The organism is Kribbella sp. NPDC023972 (assembly GCF_040639075.1).
In the GTDB taxonomy this organism is placed as follows: domain Bacteria; phylum Actinomycetota; class Actinomycetes; order Propionibacteriales; family Kribbellaceae; genus Kribbella.
Window position 1 is genome coordinate 16,870 of record NZ_JBEZZH010000007.1, and the last position, 12,892, is coordinate 29,761.

The 12,892-nt window shown below is 69.0% G+C and carries 13 protein-coding genes; 2 read left to right on the forward strand and 11 right to left on the reverse strand.

Annotation, left to right across the window (positions count from 1 at the left end):
* Positions 1 to 31 precede the first annotated feature (31 nt).
* The 4 genes from hpt to dacB form a co-directional block, all read right to left on the reverse strand.
* Positions 32 to 583, reverse strand: coding sequence for a hypoxanthine phosphoribosyltransferase (gene hpt / locus AB0F43_RS26290; RefSeq protein ID WP_360482120.1), 552 nt, complete (start codon positions 581 to 583; stop codon positions 32 to 34).
* A gap of 5 nt (positions 584 to 588) precedes the next feature.
* The gene (gene tilS / locus AB0F43_RS26295; RefSeq protein ID WP_360482123.1) at positions 589 to 1,632 is read right to left on the reverse strand and encodes a tRNA lysidine(34) synthetase TilS; all 1,044 of its coding nucleotides are present in this window, start codon (positions 1,630 to 1,632) and stop codon (positions 589 to 591) included.
* Positions 1,625 to 2,719 (reverse strand): zinc-dependent metalloprotease, encoded by a 1,095-nt coding sequence (locus AB0F43_RS26300; RefSeq protein ID WP_360482126.1) that lies wholly within the window; start codon positions 2,717 to 2,719, stop codon positions 1,625 to 1,627. The genes tilS and AB0F43_RS26300 overlap by 8 nt, the downstream gene beginning before the upstream one ends.
* Before the next feature lie 117 nt (positions 2,720 to 2,836).
* Complete coding sequence (gene dacB, locus AB0F43_RS26305) at positions 2,837 to 4,201, reverse strand: D-alanyl-D-alanine carboxypeptidase/D-alanyl-D-alanine-endopeptidase (protein ID WP_360482129.1); 1,365 nt, start codon at positions 4,199 to 4,201, stop codon at positions 2,837 to 2,839.
* Between the two features lie 50 nt (positions 4,202 to 4,251).
* Between dacB and AB0F43_RS26310 the strand changes: the two genes are divergently transcribed.
* On the forward strand, positions 4,252 to 4,740 hold the full coding sequence (locus AB0F43_RS26310) for an inorganic diphosphatase (protein ID WP_360482132.1): 489 nt from the start codon (positions 4,252 to 4,254) through the stop codon (positions 4,738 to 4,740).
* Between the two features lie 105 nt (positions 4,741 to 4,845).
* Here AB0F43_RS26310 and AB0F43_RS26315 read toward each other — a convergent pair whose 3' ends face one another.
* The 4 genes from AB0F43_RS26315 to AB0F43_RS26330 form a co-directional block, all read right to left on the reverse strand.
* Entirely contained in the window at positions 4,846 to 6,234 is a 1,389-nt protein-coding gene (locus AB0F43_RS26315) for a C40 family peptidase (protein WP_360482135.1), read from the reverse strand.
* Positions 6,235 to 6,545: 311 nt separating this feature from the next.
* Positions 6,546 to 7,367, reverse strand: coding sequence for an endonuclease/exonuclease/phosphatase family protein (locus AB0F43_RS26320; RefSeq protein ID WP_360482138.1), 822 nt, complete (start codon positions 7,365 to 7,367; stop codon positions 6,546 to 6,548).
* A 63-nt stretch (positions 7,368 to 7,430) separates the two neighbouring features.
* Positions 7,431 to 8,501: an oxidoreductase gene (locus AB0F43_RS26325; protein ID WP_360482141.1), complete on the reverse strand. Its 1,071-nt coding sequence runs from the start codon at positions 8,499 to 8,501 to the stop codon at positions 7,431 to 7,433.
* A gap of 192 nt (positions 8,502 to 8,693) precedes the next feature.
* Complete coding sequence (locus tag AB0F43_RS26330; protein ID WP_360482143.1) at positions 8,694 to 9,539, reverse strand: helix-turn-helix transcriptional regulator; 846 nt, start codon at positions 9,537 to 9,539, stop codon at positions 8,694 to 8,696.
* 99 nt (positions 9,540 to 9,638) lie between these two features.
* Between AB0F43_RS26330 and AB0F43_RS26335 the strand changes: the two genes are divergently transcribed.
* A complete protein-coding gene (locus AB0F43_RS26335; protein WP_360482145.1) occupies positions 9,639 to 10,382 on the forward strand; it encodes an SDR family oxidoreductase in 744 nt (247 codons plus the stop codon).
* Here the strand turns inward: AB0F43_RS26335 and AB0F43_RS26340 are convergent.
* Genes AB0F43_RS26340 through AB0F43_RS26350 form a run of 3 tightly spaced genes read right to left on the reverse strand, consistent with a single transcriptional unit; the run spans position 10,379 to position 12,881 of the window.
* Positions 10,379 to 10,678: a thiamine-binding protein gene (locus AB0F43_RS26340; protein ID WP_360482148.1), complete on the reverse strand. Its 300-nt coding sequence runs from the start codon at positions 10,676 to 10,678 to the stop codon at positions 10,379 to 10,381. The two genes, AB0F43_RS26335 and AB0F43_RS26340, sit on opposite strands and share 4 nt — an antisense overlap.
* Positions 10,675 to 12,261 (reverse strand): MDR family MFS transporter, encoded by a 1,587-nt coding sequence (locus tag AB0F43_RS26345; protein ID WP_360482151.1) that lies wholly within the window; start codon positions 12,259 to 12,261, stop codon positions 10,675 to 10,677. The genes AB0F43_RS26340 and AB0F43_RS26345 overlap by 4 nt, the downstream gene beginning before the upstream one ends.
* On the reverse strand, positions 12,258 to 12,881 hold the full coding sequence (locus AB0F43_RS26350; protein ID WP_360482154.1) for a TetR family transcriptional regulator: 624 nt from the start codon (positions 12,879 to 12,881) through the stop codon (positions 12,258 to 12,260). The genes AB0F43_RS26345 and AB0F43_RS26350 overlap by 4 nt, the downstream gene beginning before the upstream one ends.
* Between the last annotated feature and the right edge of the window lie 11 nt (positions 12,882 to 12,892).

Genomic DNA, 12,892 nt, shown 5'->3' on the forward strand with positions numbered 1-12,892 from the left:
CCGGACTGCCCGGATCCGGGCAGCTGGAGCTTCAGGAGTACACGTGCGGTGCGAGGGTGGCGACGCAGCGCAGGTTGCGGTACTTCTCCGCGTAGTCGAGCCCGTACCCGACGACGAACTCGTCCGGCAGTTCCAGGCCGACGTACTTCACCGGCACCGCCATCTTGGCCGCGTCCGGCTTCACGAACGCGGTGCACAGCTCCAGCGAGGCGGGTTTGCGCGACTCCAGGTTGCTGACCAGCCAGCTCAGCGTCAGCCCGGTGTCGATGATGTCCTCGACGATCAGCACGTGCCGGTTGGTGATGTCGGTGTCCAGGTCCTTCTGGATCCGGACCACACCGGACGACTTGGTCCCCGATCCGTACGACGAGATGGCCATCCAGTCCATCTCCACGTGCCGGCTGAACGACCGGGCCAGGTCCGCCATCACCATCACCGCGCCGCGCAGGACGCCGACGATGAGGAGGTCCTTGCCTTCGTAGTCCTGCTCGATCCGCCCCGCCAGCTCCCGCAGCTTCGCCAGGATCTGGTCCTCGGTGTAATGGATCTTGCTCAGGTCCTTCTCGATGTCCGACGCATCCACGCGGATCAGCCTGTCACATCCGCACCGAGGACGATGAATCCACCCCGCCGGGCCGCCCGGACCCCCTGGGGAAGGTCGATCCATCGCTGCCCGCGCCAGCCGGTGACCAGTGCGTCGACCGCCGCGATGTGCCCGGCGGTGAGGTCCGTGGACCGGCACCCGGCCTCCAGCGCTGCCTGCCGCAACACCCTGGTCCGTACGGCGTCCGGCTCGCTCGCGAGGGTGGTGATGTCGCAGTGCACCTCACTGTCAGTACGACGTAGTGCGGTCTCCGCGACGTCCGCCGCCAGCATGTCGAGCGCATCCGCGTCAGCCCGGAGCAGTCCCGCCGTACGGGCCAGCGCCTCGACCACACCGGGGCCGAGCGCCTCCTCCAGCACTGGGAGCACCTCGTGACGCACCCGGACCCGAGCGAACTGAGGATCGTCGTTGTGCGGGTCGTGCCACGGCCGCAGCCCCGACGCAACACAGGCAGCGGCCGTTGTGGCCCGCGGGAGCTCGAGGAACGGCCTACGCAGCAGTCCGGCGATGGACGCCATCCCAGCGAGCGAGCGGGCACCTGAGCCCCGGGCAAGCCCGAGCAATACAGTCTCGGCCTGGTCGTCACGAGTGTGAGCCAGCAGTACGACGTCCGCCCCGAACTCGTCGGCCGCGTCGCGCAGAGCGTCGTACCGGGCCGTGCGGGCAGCTCCCTCGGGCCCACCCGCTCTGCCGACCTCCACCGCTCGTACTTGGACCGGATCCAAGCCCAGCGAACGGCACTGCTCGGCAGCGATTCCCGCAATGTGGGCGGAGTCGGCCTGCAGTCCGTGATCGACGATGACGGCGCCGGCGCGCAGCTTGAGCTTCGGCGCCTCGAACGCGGTCGCGGCCGCCAGGGCCAGCGAGTCCGTGCCGCCGGAACAAGCCACCAGAACGGTCGTGCCGCTGGGCAGCTCGGACAGCATGACCCGCACCGCCTCGCGCGTACGGGCGACGGCGGGATGCAGCTTCCCCCGCCTGTGCTCGACCAGCTCCTCGGCCGCCGACCTGCTCGGCGAATCAGCCATGGAGTCGGGTGACCCAGGCATCGGGGTTCGCGATCTCGTGCTTGGTGGGCAGGGTGTTCGGCCCCGTCCACACTCGGTTGAAGCCGTCCATGCCGACCTGCTCGACCACCCGGCGGACGAACGCGGCACCGTCCTTGTACTGCCGGAGCTTGGCGTCCAGGCCGAGCAGCCGCTTCAGCAGCTGGTCCAGCGGGTTGCCACCCTGCCGGCGCGAGGTGAACTTGGCCCGGATCGTGTCCACGGTCGGGATCACCGACGGCCCGACCCCGTCCATCACGAAGTCGGCGTGCCCCTCCAGCAGCGACATGACCGCGGTCAGCCGGTCCAGCACGGCCCGCTGCTCGGGCGACTGCATCAGGTCGACCAGACTCAGCTCGGCCTCACCCCGCACCGACCGCCCCAGCCGCTGCACCGCCTCCCGGAACATCGCCGCGTACGCCGACGGGTCCAGCTCGGCCTGGTCGAGGAACAGCGCGATCTCCGACCGCAGGTGGTCCCGCAACCACGGCACCGCGGTGAACTGCACCCGGTGCGTCTCCTCGTGCAGGCACACCCACAGCCTGAAGTCCCGCGGTACGACGCCCAGCTCGGACTCCACGTGCATCACATTGGGCGCGACCAGCAGCAACCGGCCGGTGAGCCCGGGCCGGTCCGGATCCGGCACGGACGGGTAGAACGGGTCGAACTGACCCAGCACCCGGGAGGACAGGAACGCGAGCAGCGCACCCGCCTCGATCGCGGTCACCCGCGAGCCGACCGCGGACGACAGCGGACCGGCGCGCTCCGCCTTCTCGCGCAGCCTGTCCGCCAGCGGCTGCAGGACGGTGCGGAACCCGTCCGCGTTCGCCTGCACCCAGCCGGGCCGGTCCACGATCACCACGGGCGCGGTGGCCGACGTGGCCTGCAGCCCGGTGAACTCCCGCACGTGGTGCTCGGAGTCGGCCGCGAACTGGCGCAGCTCGGAGACCACCTGATCCGCCTCAGCGCGGCTGACCGCCGGACCGGGCCGGAGCAGCTTGCGCGCCACTCCCGTAGCCAGCTGCCAGTCGACCATCTCCGCCGCTGTCGGGCCTTCCGCCGTGCTCATCCACGTCCTCGCTTCGCTCCGGCGGATGAGACACAAGGCGCGCTGTGCCTTCTGATGAACTCGCTCCGCTCGTTCATATGTCGACCCTAGTCGCATGTCCCAACATGCGCTTGTCGTTCAGACCGCGCAGCCGCAATTGGCCAGTGCTGCGGAGGCTCTGTCGAGGGCTGCCCGGGCGGCCAGCGTCTTGGGCACCGGCACACTGTCGGACGCGACGGCGAACACCAGGAGCGTGCCAGTGCGGTCCCGAACCAGCCCGGCCAAGCTGTGGACTCCGGTGAGCGTACCGGTCTTCGCACGGACCAGTCCGGTGCCAGATCCGGCTCCCGGCCCGGCAAAACGATCCTCGAGGCTGCCGGAGAAGCCGGCGACCGGCAGCCCCGTCAGCAAGTGCCGAAGCTCTGCGTGGTCGTCGGCCGCGGCCACCCGGACCGCACCGGCCAGTAGATCCAGCGGGACGCGGTTCGTCCGGGACAGCCCGCTGCCGTCCTCGATCGTGGCCTTGCTGACGTCGAGACCGAGCTTGCTGAGCGTCGCCTTCACTCCCTTCACCCCACCGACGTAGGAGCCGCCGTTCTTGGTGGCCAGCCCGACGTGCCGTAGCAGGACCTCAGCACCGTCGTTGTCACTGTGCAGGTTCACGTACTCGACGATCTCGCCGACACTGGGCGACGCCACCTGGGCAAGCGCCTTGCCCGCAGCGGGTGCCACAGCAGGCTTGACCGTGCCAGTCACCTTGATCCCGACGGCCTTGAGTTGCGTCGCGAACGCGCTGGCCGCCGCCTGAGCCGGGGATGGGGCCCGCTTGGCCATACTTGGAGCCAGCCGGCCTTCGTTCACCCAGAGCGCGGACGTGGGCGCCGCGATGCCTTCGGCGACGTAATTCGGCTCCCAGTTCGCGTTCGCCGCCGGTCCGGTGAACAGCGACGCGTCGTACCCGAGGGCGATGCTCGCGATGCCCTGAGCCTTGAGAGCCTTCGCAGTACTGGCGGCCAGCGCTTGGAGGGACGCCCGCGTCGGGTAGTCGGTGGGATCGGTCTGGCTCTTGATCGTGAGCAGAGGGTCGCCACCGCCGACCAGAATGATCGAGCCCTTCGCGGCGCTGACCACCTTGGTAATGAACGTGTGCTCCGCCCCGAGGGTCTCCAGTGCCGACACCGTCGTCAGCAGCTTCAGCGTGGAGGCAGGAACGTAGGGTGTCGCGGCCCCGACCGAGAAGACCGGCTTGTCGCGCGAGGCGTCGTACACATAGACGCCGCGGTGCTTGCCGAGGGCCGGATCCTTGAGGATCGCCGCCAGCGCCTTCTGTACGCCGGCCGCCGTCGGCGCGACGCCCTCCACCTTCGCCGGGGCCAGCACCGCCGGTGCCTGCACCTGTGCGGTCTGACGAGATCCGGGTACGGCGTTCGCTCCGCTCGCCAGGCCAACGCACAGCGCTGAGGCGAGCAGCGTGACGAACACCGCACGAGGAGGACGGGCCACCGGGCTGCTCCTGTCAATTGGTCGGTCGGAACCGTGACAGTATCTGCCGTATGGAGTTCGACGTCTTCATCGAGATCCCCAAGGGCACCCGCAACAAGTACGAGCTGGACCACAAGACCGGTCGGCTCCGGCTGGACCGGACCCTGTTCACGGCCACCCAGTACCCGGCCGACTACGGGTTCATCGAGGAGACCCTCGGCCAGGACGGCGACCCGCTGGACGCGCTGGTCCTGCTGCCCGAGCCGACCTTCCCCGGCTGCTTGATCCGGGCCCGCGCGATCGGCATGTTCCGGATGACCGACGAGAAGGGCCCGGACGACAAGGTCCTGTGTGTCCCCGCCGGTGACCCGCGCCAGGAGCACCTGCGCGACATCCACCACGTGCCCGAGTTCGACCGGCTGGAGATCCAGCACTTCTTCGAGGTCTACAAGGACCTCGAGCCGGGCAAGTCGGTCGAAGGCGCCACCTGGGTCGGCCGCGCCGACGCGGAGATCGAGATCAGCGCCTCCTTCGACCGGCTCACGACCAACCACCACTGACCCGGCGGTCCGGCCCCTACCGGCCGACCAGCGAGTACGACGTCGGGCCGGCCGGCCGGAACCACGACATCGCCGTGCTGTGCAGCCGTTTCACCGTTGTCGCCTTCACGGACGGCCGAAGAAGTCTGGTGGCTCCCAGTAGTACACGCTGTCGGTCTGCACCGGCTTGCCGGTGCGCGGAGCGTGGACCATCCGGCCGTCGCCTATGTACATCCCGACGTGGTGGATCGTGCCCGGGTCGTCGGGGTCGGTCGACCAGAAGATCAGGTCACCCGGCCGCAGCTCGTCCTCGTCGATGTGCCGGATCTGCTCGTACTGCGCGACGCTGTAGTGCGGCAGGTACACACCGGCCTTCGCCCAGGCGCCCTGGGTCAGGCCGGAACAGTCCCAGCGCGACGGCCCGGTGCCGCCCCACAGGTACATGTCACCGATCTGGGCCAGCGCGAAGTCGATCGCGGCCCCCGCACCCCTCCGGGACGGGCGGTCGTCGTCCCGGGGCCGGTCGGGCTGCTTCTTCGGCGGCTTCTTGCCAGGCTTCTGCTGCTTCTGCTGCTCCCGCTGCTCGCGCTCCCGCTCGGCCGCTTCCCGGGCTCGCTCAGCCGTTTCCCGGGCCCGCTCGGCGGCTTCCCGGGCGGCGATCCGGCGTTGCAGCTCGGCCGCCTTCTTCGCGGCGAGGGCGGCGGCTCGCTGGCGCGCAAGCTCCTCGAGTCCCCGCTGCCGCTGGGCGGCCACCTTGGTCGACGTGTTCTGCAGTACGGCGAGCTGCGTGATCGCCCGCTTGCGCTGGACGGCCATCGCGGCGACCGCCGACGCCTGCGCGCTCTCCGCGGCTTCGGCCGCCGCCTTGGCCTTGGCCGCCTCGTCGGCCGCCTGCTTCACCTTGGTGACGGCCTGGTCGGCCTGCACCTTGAACAGGTTCGTCATCACCTCGGTCGCGGTGTAGCGCAGGTACGCGCCCTGCATCGCGGCTGACACCGAGCGGGCCGCGCCGGCCGAGTCGAGCAGCTGCTGCGGACCCTCCGCGGTGAACAGCGGCGCGAGCTTCGCCATGTCGCCACCGCCCTGGTACGAGGCCGCGGCGAAGCGGCCGATCTGCTGCCGCTGGGTCGCCAGCGTCCGCTGTGCCTTCGCCGCCCGGGCCGCCGCCTGGGCCGCGTCGGCCTTCGCCTGCTGCAGCCGGTACACGGCCCCGTTGTAGGCCTCGTCGGCGATCCCGGACGCGATGCCGAGCTGCTCGAGGCGCGCGTTCGCGGCGGCCAGCTGGTTCTCGATCGCCTGCACCTGGGCGGCCTGCGCGGTGGCGGCCTGCTTGGCCCGCTCGACCGCGGCTTTGGACGGAATGACCGGCGGCTTCGGCTTGGCCTGCGCCGGGACCGGGATCACGGCCATCGAGCCGGCCAGACAGACCGCGAGCACCCCGGAGAGCAACGCCCTGCCGGTCTTCCCAGTGCCCACGAACCGCCCGCCGGACGTGGCCCTGGTGGGCGTCCGCATCGGGTCGTTCCTTCCGCCGGTCGCGAACCCCTTCCCCAGGGTTCGTGAACTCTTGGTCCTCCTGGACCTCATACGCGACACTAGTTGCCTAGAGCCCCATTGGGAACACTTTTCACACAAGTAACTTTGTTTCACCTGCGTGTCGACTTGACAAACTACAGACTTGTAATTCCACGCGGACGGTCATCACTCAGGTGCCGAGAGCCACGAAGAGTGGCCATGAACAAGAACTGGGGGCCTGCCACAGGTCACAACCTGTGTCAGACCCCCAGAGGGTGTTCAAAGCCTCGGCGGCCGGCCGCCGATGTGGGTCAGCGGAGGATGTAGGAGGCAACCACCGGGAGGTGGTCGGAGGCCGGGGAGACCGGGACGGACGCCTTCACCGGACGCAGTCGGGAGCTGTGCAGCAGGTAGTCGATCCGGGCGGTCGGCTTCTCCGCCGGCGACGTGTACCCGGGCCCGGTCCCGACCGCCGGCCAGGTGTCGCTCAGCAGCGAGGTCAGCGTCTTGATCTCCGGCGTGTCCGGCCGGGCGTTCAGATCACCGACCAAGAGCGTGGGCTTCCTCGAACCGCCCAGCAGCGAGGCCACCTTCTGCGCCTGCTCGAGCCGCTCCTCGGCGTTGTTGTGAGTCAGGTGCGTGTTCGCGAACCGCAGTTCGGCCCCGCGCACCTTGACCGTTGCGACCGCCAGCCCGCGCTGCTCACCGGTCGGGTACCGCGGCAGCAGGGTGTTGGTGAAGTCCTTGATCGGGTAGCGCGACAGGATCGCCGTACCGTACTGCCGGCGCGGCTCGCCCGGGTTCAACGGCGGGAGGTCGAGGTTGGCGGCGTACCCGTAGTGCATCTTCAGCCGTTTGGCGAACCACGCGGGCTGGTCGACCCACTTGCTCCGCTCGCTCCAGTGCCGGTCCACCTCCTGCAGCCCGATCACGTCCGCCCCGGACTTCTCCAGCAGTACGGCGATCCGCTCCAGATCGAGTACGCCGTCGATCCCCGCGCCGTGGTGGATGTTGTAGGTCACCACGGTCAGCGGCCGACCCGCTCGGCCCGTGGTGTCGGCAGCATCGGCAGCCGCCGCAGTAGGTAGGAGCATCAACAATCCCGCAATAGTCCCCAGCACCAATTTGCGCATGCCCTCATCCTCTCGGGAGGTGGGCGACGCCCGCACGAAGAACGAGTGTCGCCCACCTGAACATCAGCGCGTCAGCCGAGCGACCGCGCCCTTGGCTCCGGAGGCCCAGCAACCCGCCTTCACCCCGTGCCCGGCGCACTCGACGCTGTCGAAGCTGCCGTCGTAGAACTGCGTCCAGCTGCGCCCGCCATCGTAGCTGACGTCGCTCCCCGACGGGCCCACCGCGATCACGGTAGCGGGCGTGTTCGGCACGAACGCGGAACCACTCCGGTAGCCCTTCGGCGCCTTGTCGGCCGGAACCAGCTTCCACGTGCGGCCACCGTCGTACGTAACGGACGCCGCCTTCACCGCCTCGGCCGGCTTGAGGAAGTCGCCGCCGACCGCGACCCCGAACAGCGGTCCACGGAACGCCAGGCTGAAGATCCCGGCGGCCTCACCACTGGCCATCGGTGAGTCGGCCACGGTCCACTGCTTGCCTCCGTCAACAGTCCGGAACACCCGCGGCCGCTCGCCACCGCCGGTCGCGAACCACGCCGTACGACCAGGCCCGGCGACCAGGCAGGTGCCGCTGGCCGCGAACGCGAACTCACCCGGGAGCGCGGCCGGCATACCCGCGGTCGGCTGGACCTGCCACGACTTGCCGCCGTCCGAGGTCGCCAGGATCCGGAACTTCCCGTCCACCGGGTCACTCAACGCCAGCCCGCGCTTGTCGTCGAAGAAGTCGAAGCAGTCGTAGAAGGCGTTCGCGTCGGGGTTGCGGAACGTCTCGGTCCAGGACTGACCGCCATCCACCGTCCGGTAGACGCGTGAGTCCCCGCCGTTCCCGATTGACAACACCACCGCACGCTTCGCGTCGAACGCCTCGACATCGCGGAACTGAACGGTTTCGGCACCAGCCGGGCTGACGTTCTGCCAGCTCTTCCCACCGTCGACCGTCCGCAGCACCTGCCCACCCGACCCACCGACCCACGCGACGTCCTTGCTGACCGCGGCCAGCCCGCGGAACTGCGCCGTACTCCCGGTCGGCGTCAGCTCCCACTGGTACGACGGCCGGCCGCTCGCCTGGGCGGGGACGAGCTGAGACATCAACAGCAGACCTCCTGCCGCAATCGCGGCCACACGCAGGATTCTCATGCCGGGCAACCTAGCCCACGAATCACGCCGAAGTCAGCCGGAAAGGCTGAGCGAATCGCCGGTGAAGGTGCCTGCAGCCGGGCGAAAATGCTGCGGGTGTTCGCGATCGTGCTGACCCCGGTCCCCTCGGCATGCTGTTGCGTTCTGCCCGACCGCCGCCTTCGCCTACTATCTCAGCCGCCGTACGACGGTTCAGCGCGCCGGATCGAGGGTCTGACTGCCCAGCACGGCCAGGAGTCGCAGTTTCTCCGCGCTCTCGCTGCCGGGTGTCGCGGTGAAGACCACGAGCGTCTGCTGCTGATCACGGTTGTCGATCAGCTCGCAGTACAGCTCGAGCTTGCCGACGACCGGATGGTTGAATCGCTTGGTCTTGCTGTGCCAGATGCCGACCTCGTGCTCGTCCCAGAGCGCGGCGAACTCGGGGCTCAGCTTCTGCAGGGTGCGCATGAGCGTTGCGGCGTAGGACTTCGGTCCGTCCGCCGTGACCACCGACCGCAACCACGACACGAGCATCCGGCTGTGTGTCGACAGCTCCGGCTCGCAGTAGAGCAGCCGATCGGCCGGATGGGCGAACCAGCGGTAGATCCCGCTCCGTTCGAAGCCGTCGTAGTTGGTCTCCTCCCCGGCGAACGCGACATGCGCGGCGGTCTGCGCCAGCGTCTCGCCACACCGGTTGATCAGCATCGCCGGCGTGTCCTGCAGCCGGTCGAGGATCCGCAGCATCCCCGGGTCGACATGACAGTTCCGCGTCGTCCGCGGCGGCGTACCGTGGCCGGCCAGGACGAAGAGGTGGTCACGTTCCTCGAGCGTGAGCCGCAGCGCCCGCGCGATCGACGTCAGCATGTCCACCGACGGCTGCGGCCCGCGCCCACCCTCCAGCCGGCTGTAGTAGTCGGTCGACATCGAGGCCAGGACGGCGACCTCCTCGCGACGCAGGCCGGGCGTACGACGTCGACGGCCGCGGGGCAGCCCGACGTCCTCCGGTTGCAGGGACTCACGTCGTTTGCGCAGAAAATCGGACAGGTCGCCGTACTCCATGGCTCCAGTCTCCCGGACCGCGCGGCGTTATCCAGGGCTTGCTGATCCGAGGCTGAGCCGAGCCTGGTTACCGCTGTCGAGCTCGCGAAGGCTGGAGCCATGAAAACGACTGGCAACACGATCTTCATGACCGGCGGCACCTCCGGGATCGGCCTCGGCCTGGCCCGCAGGTTCCGCGACCTCGGCAACACCGTGATCATCAGCGGCCGCCGCAAAGACCTGCTGGACCGGATCGCCGCCGAGGACGGCATCGAGGGGATCACCCTCGACGTGGCCGACCCGGACTCGATCACGGCCGCTGTCGAGACCGTCACCACGAACTACCCGCAGGTCAACGTGGTCGTCACGATGGCCGGCATCATGCGCGTCGAGGACCTGCACGACCCGGCTCACCTGGCGGCGAGCGAGGAGATCATCGCGATCAACCTGCTCGGCACGATCCGGACCATCTCCGCGTTCACGCCGTACCTGCTGAAGCAGCCGGACCCCGCGATCCTCACCGTCAGCTCCGGGCTGGCTTTCGTCCCACTGGTGATCACGCCGACGTACAACGCCACCAAGGCGGCGATCCACAGCTACACGCAGAGTTTGCGCCGGCAGCTCGCGGACACGCCGCTCCAGGTGATCGAGGTGGTCCCACCCGCCGTCCGGACCGCGCTGCTGAACCAGGAGAACGACGAGCGGGCGATGCCGCTGGACGACTACCTGACCGAGACGGTCGAGCTGCTCCAGAAGCATCCGGACGCGGACGAGATCCTGGTCGACCGGGTCCGTTTCCTGCGCGACGCGGAGCGGGAGAACCGGTACGACCAGACGATCCAGGCGCTCAACTCACCGTCCTAGTCGGCGAGCGCCTCCTCGATGCGTTCGACCTTGGCGGTGAGCTGGCCGGTGTAGCCGGGGCGGATGTCCGCCTTGAGCACCAGGCTGACCCGGGGTGAGACGGCGGCGACCGTGTCGACGGCCTGCTTGACCACGGCCATCACCTCGTCCCACTCCCCCTCGAGGTTGGTGAACATCGCGTTCGTCTCGTTCGGCAGCCCGGAGGCGCGCACCACGCGAATGGCCTCGGCCACTGCCTGGCTCACGCCTCCGGTCTCGTCACCGCCGGAAGGACTGATGCTGAATGCAACGATCATGTGTCCAGGATGTCAGGCTCCTCGGCGGCCCGGCGCTCGGCCGCCGAGGTGGTCAGCAGCGCCTTCTCCTTGATGAAGAGGATCGCGACCAGGGCGAGGACGGCGATCGGCACCGAGATCAGGAACAGATCGGCGGTCGCGTTCCCGTACGCCTCCTGCACCGCGACCTTGACCTCCTCCGGCAGCGTGTTGATGTCCGGTACGGCGCCACCACCCTGGGAACCGTCCATCCCCAGCGACGCGGCGACCTTGTTCGCGAGGACGGCGCCCAGCGCACTGACGCCGATCGTGCCGCCCATGCTGCGGAAGAAGCTCACCACCGACGTCGCCGCACCGAGCTCCCGCGCCGGTACGTCGTTCTGCGCGGCGAGCACCAGGTTCTGCATCACCAGACCGACGCCGACGCCGAGGACGGCCATGAACACCGACATCCGGAAGGTGCCGGTGTGCGCGTCGATCGTGCCGAGCAGCGCCAGCCCGACCGGAAGCAGCACGCCACCCGCGACCAGGTAGATCTTCCACTTGCCGTACTTCGTGATCAGGCCACCGGCGATCGTGGACGAGACGAGCATGCCGAAGATCATCGGCAGGCTCATCAGGCCGGCCGACGTCGGCGAGTGACCCTGGGCGATCTGGAAGTACTGCGACAGGAACACCGAGCCGCCGAACATGGCCAGCCCGACCAGCATGCTGGCCACCACGGACAAGGTGACGGTGCGGTTGCGGAACAGATCCAGCGGGATGATCGGCTCCGGGTGCCGGGCCTCGACCACCACCGCGATCGCCAGCGCGACCACGGCGATGCCGACCACCACGAAGGTCCAGCCGGACACCCAGTCGAACTTGTTCCCGGCGAATGTCGACCAGACCAGGACGATGCTCACGCCGCTGGTGATGAACAGTGCGCCCCACCAGTCGATCTTGACGTCGCGCCGTACCGTCGGCAGGTGCAACGTCCGCTGCAGCAGGATGATCGCGGCCAGGCTGAACGGGACGCCGACCAGGAAGCAGGCGCGCCACCCGAGCGGCGAGTCGACCAGGAAACCGCCGAGCAGCGGTCCGCCGACGGTCGCCGAGGCGAAGATCGCGCCGAACATGCCGGAGTACCGGCCGAGCTCTCGCGGCGGGATGATCGCCGCCATCACGATCTGCACCAGCGCGGTCAGGCCGCCGGCGCCGATCCCCTGCACGACCCGGCTGGCCAGCAGCAGTTCGACGTTCGGGGTGAGCCCGGCCACAAGTGAGCCGGCCACGAAGAACGCGAGCGACAGCTGGACCAGAAGCTTGTTGTTGTAGAGGTCGGCGAGCTTGCCCCACAACGGCACGGTGGCCGTCATCGCGAGCAGCTCGACGGTGACCACCCAGGTGTAGACGGACTGGCTGGCCTCCAGCTCGGAGATGATCCGCGGCAGCGCGGTGGACACCACCGTGCCGGCCAGTACGGCGACCAGCATGCCCATCATCAGGCCGGAGATGGCCTGGGTGGTCTGCCGCGGCGTCAGGGTGGCGATGTTCTCGGTGACCTCACCCGCGGCGCCGTCGGAGACGTTCTCCGCCGGCGAGGGTGACGAGGTCGTTGTCATGGGTGACCTTTCGTTGGAACGACTCGGAAGCCGGGGTCGATGCCCTCGGCAAGTAGTTGGAAGCCTTCGTCGACGAGCTCGCGGATCGGACGGTCCGGGTCGGCTTTGTGCCGCTCCATCGCGACCCGGCAGGCGGCTCCGGACGCGCTGACGATCAGCGCCGGGCGAACCGAGGTCGCCGGCTCGCCCATCCGCTCCGCCAGCGCCTCAGTGAGCTGGCGCTCGTCCTCGAAACTCGACAGCATCAGCTGGTAGAGCAGGTGCGGCGACGCCATGATCAGCTCGCCGCGACGGGACAGTTCACCTTCGCCCTCGAGATCACGCAGTACGTCGTGAACGATGAACCGCATCGTGGTCAGCGGCGACTCCTCGGCCGGCGCCTCGCGCATCCGGTCCAGCGCACGCTCGATGTGCTCGGGATTCCGCCCGAGGATGGCGTGCTCCTTGTGCGGGAAGTAGTTGAAGAACGTCCGCACCGAGACGTCGGCCGCCTCGGCGATCTCCTCGACGGTGACGTTGTCCGGGCCCTTCTCCAACGCCAGCCGCAACGCGGCCTCGGCCAGCGCCGCCCGCGTCTCGCGCTTCTTCCGCGCCCGCAACCCACCCTCTGCCTGCGTCACCCGACCAGGCT